Source organism: Pseudoalteromonas sp. AS71, from assembly GCF_038900275.1.
Taxonomy (GTDB): domain Bacteria; phylum Pseudomonadota; class Gammaproteobacteria; order Enterobacterales; family Alteromonadaceae; genus Pseudoalteromonas.
The window spans coordinates 1-7,109 of the sequence record NZ_JBBMQZ010000048.1; the positions used below are offsets into that span (position 1 = coordinate 1).

The 7,109-nt window shown below is 38.5% G+C and carries 7 protein-coding genes and 4 tRNA genes; 6 read left to right on the plus strand and 5 right to left on the minus strand.

All coding sequences use genetic code 11. The features are described from left to right. Nucleotides 1-178: 178 nt before the first annotated feature. A complete protein-coding gene (locus WNY98_RS20475) occupies nt 179-778 on the minus strand; it encodes a Yip1 family protein (protein WP_024600094.1) in 600 nt (199 codons plus the stop codon). Nucleotides 779-984: 206 nt separating this feature from the next. Here WNY98_RS20475 and miaE point away from each other — a divergent pair, with 206 nt between their 5' ends. Continuing rightward, complete coding sequence (gene miaE, locus WNY98_RS20480; protein WP_342878807.1) at nt 985-1,746, plus strand: tRNA isopentenyl-2-thiomethyl-A-37 hydroxylase MiaE; 762 nt, start codon at nt 985-987, stop codon at nt 1,744-1,746. Here miaE and WNY98_RS20485 read toward each other — a convergent pair. The 3 genes from WNY98_RS20485 to WNY98_RS20495 all read right to left on the minus strand — a co-directional run bounded on the left by WNY98_RS20485 (nt 1,743) and on the right by WNY98_RS20495 (nt 3,897). Beyond that, complete coding sequence (locus WNY98_RS20485; RefSeq protein ID WP_342878808.1) at nt 1,743-2,537, minus strand: transporter substrate-binding domain-containing protein; 795 nt, start codon at nt 2,535-2,537, stop codon at nt 1,743-1,745. The genes miaE and WNY98_RS20485 overlap by 4 nt on opposite strands. 54 nt (nt 2,538-2,591) lie before the next feature. Then, a complete protein-coding gene (locus WNY98_RS20490; protein ID WP_002958351.1) occupies nt 2,592-3,329 on the minus strand; it encodes a UDP-2,3-diacylglucosamine diphosphatase in 738 nt (245 codons plus the stop codon). Nucleotides 3,330-3,405: 76 nt separating this feature from the next. Further along, nucleotides 3,406-3,897, minus strand: a complete 492-nt coding sequence (locus WNY98_RS20495; RefSeq protein WP_024600098.1) for a peptidylprolyl isomerase — start codon at nt 3,895-3,897, stop codon at nt 3,406-3,408. A gap of 155 nt (nt 3,898-4,052) precedes the next feature. Between WNY98_RS20495 and cysS the strand changes: the two genes are divergently transcribed. Beyond that, complete coding sequence (gene cysS, locus WNY98_RS20500) at nt 4,053-5,432, plus strand: cysteine--tRNA ligase (RefSeq protein ID WP_342878809.1); 1,380 nt, start codon at nt 4,053-4,055, stop codon at nt 5,430-5,432. Nucleotides 5,433-5,504: 72 nt separating this feature from the next. On the opposite strand, the gene folD is transcribed toward cysS, so the two are convergent. Then, nucleotides 5,505-6,359 (minus strand): bifunctional methylenetetrahydrofolate dehydrogenase/methenyltetrahydrofolate cyclohydrolase FolD, encoded by an 855-nt coding sequence (gene folD / locus WNY98_RS20505; RefSeq protein ID WP_002958348.1) that lies wholly within the window; start codon nt 6,357-6,359, stop codon nt 5,505-5,507. A gap of 352 nt (nt 6,360-6,711) precedes the next feature. Here folD and WNY98_RS20510 point away from each other — a divergent pair. From WNY98_RS20510 to WNY98_RS20525, 4 genes are all read left to right on the plus strand, one after another. Further along, nucleotides 6,712-6,788, plus strand: a tRNA-Pro gene (locus WNY98_RS20510). Between the two features lie 55 nt (nt 6,789-6,843). After that, a tRNA-Arg gene (locus tag WNY98_RS20515) sits at nt 6,844-6,920 on the plus strand. Nucleotides 6,921-6,943: 23 nt separating this feature from the next. Next, nucleotides 6,944-7,019, plus strand: a tRNA-His gene (locus tag WNY98_RS20520). A 14-nt stretch (nt 7,020-7,033) separates the two neighbouring features. Next, nucleotides 7,034-7,107, plus strand: a tRNA-Pro gene (locus WNY98_RS20525). Nucleotides 7,108-7,109 lie beyond the last annotated feature (2 nt).

Genomic DNA, 7,109 nt, shown 5'->3' on the forward strand with positions numbered 1-7,109 from the left:
CGGTTTAGCGCCAAATGAATCTGAGATTAGATACAAGGATTCTAAAACTGTGGCCAAATTTTATTGACCACTACATAATGGTTATTGATAAAAACTATTAAATATAAAAAAAGGAGCTAATTAGCTCCTTTTTTGCGAAGGAAAGAAAGGGAATATTTCTATCAAACACGACTCTTTATTAAGTAAACATAGGGCTAACAATCCCATTTGTCCAAAGCATCGCTGTTACAGCTAAAATAATAACCAGTAATATTAACCCACACGTTACTACCGAGCTGGCGTAAATAAAGCCACGCTCTTCGGGGATATGCATAAGTATAGGTACGCCGGTATAGAGTAAATAGACCGAGTAAGCTAGTGCAATAATTCCAGCACAAACTACAAACCAGAGTACAGGCCAAAAAGCGGCGAGTGCTGACATAAACACTGGCGTTGCAGTATATGCTGCAAGTTCAAGTGTTTGTGTAAATGTAGGCTTAGAGCCAAATGTAACGGCCATCCAATGGGCTAAATAAGCCAATGCGAATACGCCCGCTATTAAAGCAAAATACATTGCGCCTGCAATTAGCAGAGCACTATCGTGTGTTAAAAATACGGGATCGCCGGCACCTATACTCCACCCTAAATAAACAGATGAGTAGTAGCCCATTATTGAAGGGAATAAAGCAATCAATAAAATATGTGACAAACTATAGGTTAAACTTTCATGGCGATTATCTATTGTTTGCCATTCTTCAAGTGGATGAGCATAAATGCCCCAGAGGTGATTCAATATCATAGTGCTTACTCCATAAAAGGAACGTATTACTGTTTTGGTTGGTTTATTTTTATACAGTCTTTGTACAGTTATGGTTCACTTATTTTGCAAAGTCAAGTTAACTAGCTATTAACATTATCAAGTCGGTGAGTGCTTTGATTTATCCCAAACAAAATTTCGTGTTAAAATAACGGTCTATCAAATTTATTTAGTAATGAGCAGTCGACGTGCCACATAGCCAACTTTTAGAGCCGATTAATAACTTTTTATTGTGTACCACCCCAGAGCAGTGGGTGCAGCAAGCAATTAAAAAAGAAAACTTATCAGTCATTTTAATAGATCACTTAATTTGTGAATTAAAAGCAGCTCAAAGTGCGATGTTTTTAATACGTAAATACGCGGTAGATAAAGAGGGTAGTGATGCATTACTCGAGTGGCTAAAGCCATTTGAAACGCTTATTTATAAACGAGAAGGTAATTGGCGCGATCTGGCAGCTAAAAATAAGCTAACTAAATCCATAATTCCTAAATCGAGTTCTTCATATGGGCAAGGGCTAATCGATAAAATGGTTTTGCTGATAAAAGAAGAGCTACATCATTTTTATCAAGTTCTCGAAATTATGGACGAGTACGGTGTTGAATATCGTAGTATTACACCATGTCGTTACGCAAAAGGTATGCTTCGTCATGTTAAAACGTTCGAGCCTGATGCATTAGTCGATAAGCTAATAGTAGGCGCTTATATTGAGGCGCGTTCGTGTGAGCGTTTTGCAAAGCTTGCACCGCATGTTGATAAACGCTTAGGTGATTTTTATATTTCGTTGTTACGTTCAGAAGCGCGTCATTACCAAGATTATTTAACTTTAGCGCAAGAAATTGCTGATTTTGATATTACCGAACGCGTAAACTTTTTTGGTGAAAAAGAAAAAGAGTTAATTTCTACAACCGATACTGATTTTAAATTTCATAGCGGTATTCCTACTGTTTAAATACCCTCATTTTCTTTTAAAAAATTAATATACTCTGTTATTTTCTGATTGCTAAAATTATGTTTTTTCATAATTTTAGCAATGCGACCATTGTTAATTATTATATCAATTCCTCTATTAAATTTTTGTAAGTATTCTTTGGCCCTATAATTTGATTTAGAGACAACTAAATATAGTTTATGAGAAGCAAGATTTGGCGATAAATACTCAATATTATTATCATCCGAATCTTCGGATTTAGTGTGTTCAAGCCAATATTTTCCAACCTCTTTAGTACCCGCGACTAAATCAATACGCCCTTGTTGTAGTAAATATAAGCTTGTAGGAAGGCTTTTTGTGGACGTTATTGCCAGATCCGTATTTCTAGCAAACTCTTGGCTTACAACGGCATTGTCTTCTATACCAATACTATAAGGAGTTAATGATTGAACTGTACCATCGAAATTAATAATACTTTCTTTTCGCTTAAAAACTCCTGAGTGAGCAACTGCAAGTGGACGGGAGTAGTAAAAAACTTCATTTCTTTTTAATGAATAAAAAGCACCTAAAATAGCTGTTTTTCTGTTTTTTTCTAATAGCTTTAAAGCGCGATTCCATGTCGTAAACTCTACTTCTCTATTAATACCTTGTGTTTTAAGTGCTGATTGGGCTATTTCATATAACCAACCATTATTGGGCAAGTTTTCGCTAAAATAGGGAGGGTAGTTTTCAGTAACAATTTGCCATGTTTGTTCGCTAAATACTTTTGTTGGAATGGCAATTACTACGATGAAAATTAACAGCTTAATCATTAAACCTCTCACTATTATTCAAATGTATAGATAAATAATAGTCAGAATTTTAAATTATGCGAAAGGCGTGCTAATTAATTCTTGTGATTGAGGGGTAACGACTAAATAAGAGCCTTGGGTGTACCAGTCACCTAGGACTGTACGAGTAAGTGTTTGTTCATTAACTTTATACGTATGAACATTAGGGCGGTGAGTATGACCATGAATCATATTCGTAACGTTATGTTTGGCAAAGGTTGCAAGTACAGCTTCATCGACAACGTCTAAAATTTCGATAGGTTTATCAGCCTGACTTAGTTTACTTTTTTCGCGGGCATTACGCGCTATTTTTTTACGATACCAAAGTGGCATTGCAAGCATCAATTTTGGCCACCACCAACCACGGCTCTTTTTACGAAATTTTTGATACTCAGTATCTTGAGTACACATTTCGTCGCCATGTAAAATTACGGTAGGCGTACCATATAAATCAATGACTGTTTGTTCATCGAGTAATGTCATTGCGGCCATGTCGGCATATTGCTTGCGCATAATGAAATCACGATTGCCATGGATAAAATAAACAGGTGTGCCACCATCATTAACGGCGCTTAAATGTTTTGCTACATCGGCACTCAGAGCAGTAATGTAGTCATCTCCAACCCATACTTCAAAAAAATCACCCAAAATATAAAGTGCATCTACATCTTTATTTAGTATATGTGTATTTAAAAAGTCAAAAAATGCAGCGCTGATGTCGGGGCGGTTTTCGCTTAGGTGTAAATCTGCAATAAAGTAAGTTTGGCGAGTCATAGGTTAGTCTATTTTTTATTAAATAAAAGCGGGCAGATGCCCGCTTAACTGCTCACAATAGTGTAAGCAAACGCTATTAGCTAACAGTAACGCTTTCGATGATTACATCTTCAAGAGGTACGTCTTGGTGAAAACCAGTACTACCTGTTGCAACTGCTTTAATTTTATTTACTACGTCCATGCCTTCTACTACTTCAGCAAAAACACAATAACCCCAACCTTGAGATGTTTCGCTGCTATGATTTAAAAAGTCGTTGTTGTTCACGTTAATGAAAAACTGTGCTGTAGCTGAATGAGGATCAGGTGTGCGCGCCATAGCTAAAGTGCCTACTTTATTAGACAGACCGTTATTAGCTTCATTTTGAATTGGGTCGTTTACTTCTTTTTGTTCCATACCTGGAACAAAACCACCGCCTTGAACCATAAAACCATCGATTACGCGATGAAAGATAGTGCCGTTGAAAAAATCAGCATTTGCGTACTCTAAAAAGTTTTTAACTGTGTTTGGAGCTTCTTTCTCAAACATTTTAATGGTGATGTCACCAAAATTAGTGTGTAGAACAACCATGAGTTTTCCTATATCCGGTTTAAATATTGGCGCTATTTTATCGTAGTTGGCTAAGATTAACAAAGTAGATGTTTGGTTTGTTATAAAGCGCTAGAGCAGGGGCTTTTCAAGTGGTAACATAACTGTTCAAGTAAATAGTCAAGGACTCAAAGTAAATGGTAAATATATACAACACACTCACGCGACAAAAAGAGCAATTTAAACCTATGGTCGAAGGAAAAATCGACATGTATGTGTGTGGTATCACCATTTATGATTACTGCCATATTGGACACGCTCGTACTTTTGTAGGTTTTGACGTTATTGTGCGCTACTTACGTCATATTGGTTACGATTTAAAATATGTGCGTAACATTACAGATATCGACGATAAAATAATTAAACGGGCGAACGAAAATGGTGAGTCAATAAATGACTTAACTGTTCGTATGACTAAAGCAATGCATGAAGATTTTGATAGTTTAAATATGCTACGCCCAGATATTGAACCAACAGTTACAAGCCATATGGATGAAATTATCGTTATGGTTAAGCGTTTGATTGAAAAAGGCCATGCCTATGTTGCAGCCGATGGCGATGTTTTGTTTGATGTATCAACGTTTGAGCAATACGGTGCACTTTCTCAGCAAGATTTAACGATGTTACAATCAGGTTCTCGCGTTGAAGTAGCGCAAGATAAAGACGATCCACTGGATTTTGTGTTATGGAAAAAAGCTAAAGCAGGTGAGCCATCATGGTCATCACCGTGGGGTGAAGGGCGACCGGGTTGGCATATCGAATGTTCGGCAATGAGCTCAAAACACTTAGGCGAGCATTTTGATATTCACGGTGGGGGTTCTGATTTACAGTTTCCACATCATGAAAACGAAATTGCGCAATCGTGCTGTGCAAATAACGGCAAGTATGTGAATACATGGATTCATACTGGCATGGTTCAGGTAAACAAAGAAAAAATGTCTAAGTCGTTAGATAACTTTTTTACTGTGCGAGAAGTTTTAAAAGCATACGATGCCGAATCTGTACGTTACTTTTTAATTTCAGGCCATTACCGCAGCCAACTAAATTACTCACAAGAAAATTTAGACCAAGCGCGTTCATCACTTGAACGTATTTATACAGCGCTTCGTGATGTAGAACCGGTAGAGTGCGATTTAGAAAGTAATGAGTTTGTTGCTAAATTTAGAAAAGCAATGAATGACGACTTTAATACACCAGAAGCACTACCTGTGTTGTTCGAACTTGCTAAAGAACTAAACCGCGTGAAAGACACTGATGCAGGCCAAGCTGGCAAATTAGCGTTTATACTGCGCAGCCTTGGTGAAGTGCTGGGGGTTGCTCAACAAGCACCGGAAGCTTTTTTACAAGGCGGGCAAGATGACGACGAAGTTGCGACAATTGAAGCATTAATTGTAAAACGTAATGAAGCACGTACGAGTAAAAACTGGGCTGCTGCTGATGAAGCACGTGATGCGCTTAATGCATTAGGCGTAATACTTGAAGATTCAGCCGGTAAAACAACGTGGCGTAAAGCGTAAGCGTTTAAAGTAATACACGTTAAACAAAAAAAGGGTTGCCAAATGGCAACCCTTTTTTGATTTTTTAACTGCTTAGCTGTGATATTTCTCACATGCTTCAAGTGTGTTTTCAATTAAGCTAGCAACCGTCATCGGGCCAACGCCACCCGGTACGGGTGTAATAAAATGCGCTTTTTGTTCAGCCACACTGTATTGAACATCACCGACTAATTTACCCGTATCTAAGCGATTAATGCCCACATCGATAACGATAGCGCCTTCTTTTATCCAATCTCCAGGTATAAATTCAGGTTTACCCACAGCCACAACTAAAAGGTCTGCGCGTCGCACATGTGTTTCTAAGTCTTGAGTAAACTTATGGCACACTGTGGTTGTACAACCGGCTAATAAAAGCTCTAGCGACATTGGACGACCAACAATATTTGACGCGCCAACTACCACGGCATGCATCCCTTTATAACGTACACCCGTTGAATCAAGTAAGGTAATAATGCCCTTTGGAGTACAAGGACGAAGCGCGGGCATACGCTGTGCTAATCGGCCAATGTTATATGGATGAAATCCATCAACATCTTTGTGTGGGGTAATGCGTTCTAAAATCTTTTCAGCATCAAGGCCTTTTGGCAGTGGTAACTGCACTAAAATCCCATCAACTTCGGCATCATTATTTAGCTCGTCAATTAAATCTAAAAGAGTTTGCTCTTGTGTGTCTGCTGGTAAATCAAATGATTTAGAGATAAAGCCAACTTCTTCACAGGCTTTACGTTTTGAACCAACATAAACTTGGCTTGCTGGATCAAGTCCAACGAGCACTACTGCAAGTCCTGGTGCACGTAAACCATTTGCTACACGTTCACTTACGCGTTCTGCTACAGCGCTACGTACTTGTTTTGCGATTGCCTTACCATCAATGATGTTTGCCGTCATGGGTGACCTTTAATTGGGGTTAATTAACTAGATACCGATACTCTAAAAACGAGTGCATAATAAAATAGGGGTAAAAATGCTAATAAAGAAAACATACTCTTTATATAACTCGTTTTATAATGTGCCTACTATTTTCGCAGAAAAGCATAGCAGCGCCAAGTTGCTTTTAATGTATATAACATTTGAGTTGTTAAATAGTTTAAATTTCAGCCTACTATTGTAATATTTAACCATTGTGCACTAAAAATGAGCACTTGATTGGTTTTATTAAAAAAACGTTTGACCTAACCCCGTCAAATCACTATTATGCACCCCGTTGTCAACGAGGTCACTCGCTAACAATAATAAGTTTCGGCGATTAGCGCAGTTTGGTAGCGCACTTGGTTTGGGTCCAAGGGGTCGCAGGTTCAAATCCTGCATCGCCGACCATTTTTATAATTTATTATAATCGAATAGCTTATTGGTAAACTATGAAGTTTTCGATGCGCCCATAGCTCAGCTGGATAGAGCAACGCCCTTCTAAGGCGTGGGTCGAAGGTTCGAATCCTTCTGGGTGCACCATTTGAAAACATGTAAATATAGCGGTGATTGTAGCTCAGTTGGTAGAGCCCCGGATTGTGATTCCGGTTGTCGTGGGTTCGAGCCCCATCAGTCACCCCATTTACAACGAATATCGGCGATTAGCGCAGTTTGGTAGCGCACTTGGTTTGGGTCCAAGGGGTCGCAGGTTCAAATCCTGCATCGCCGACC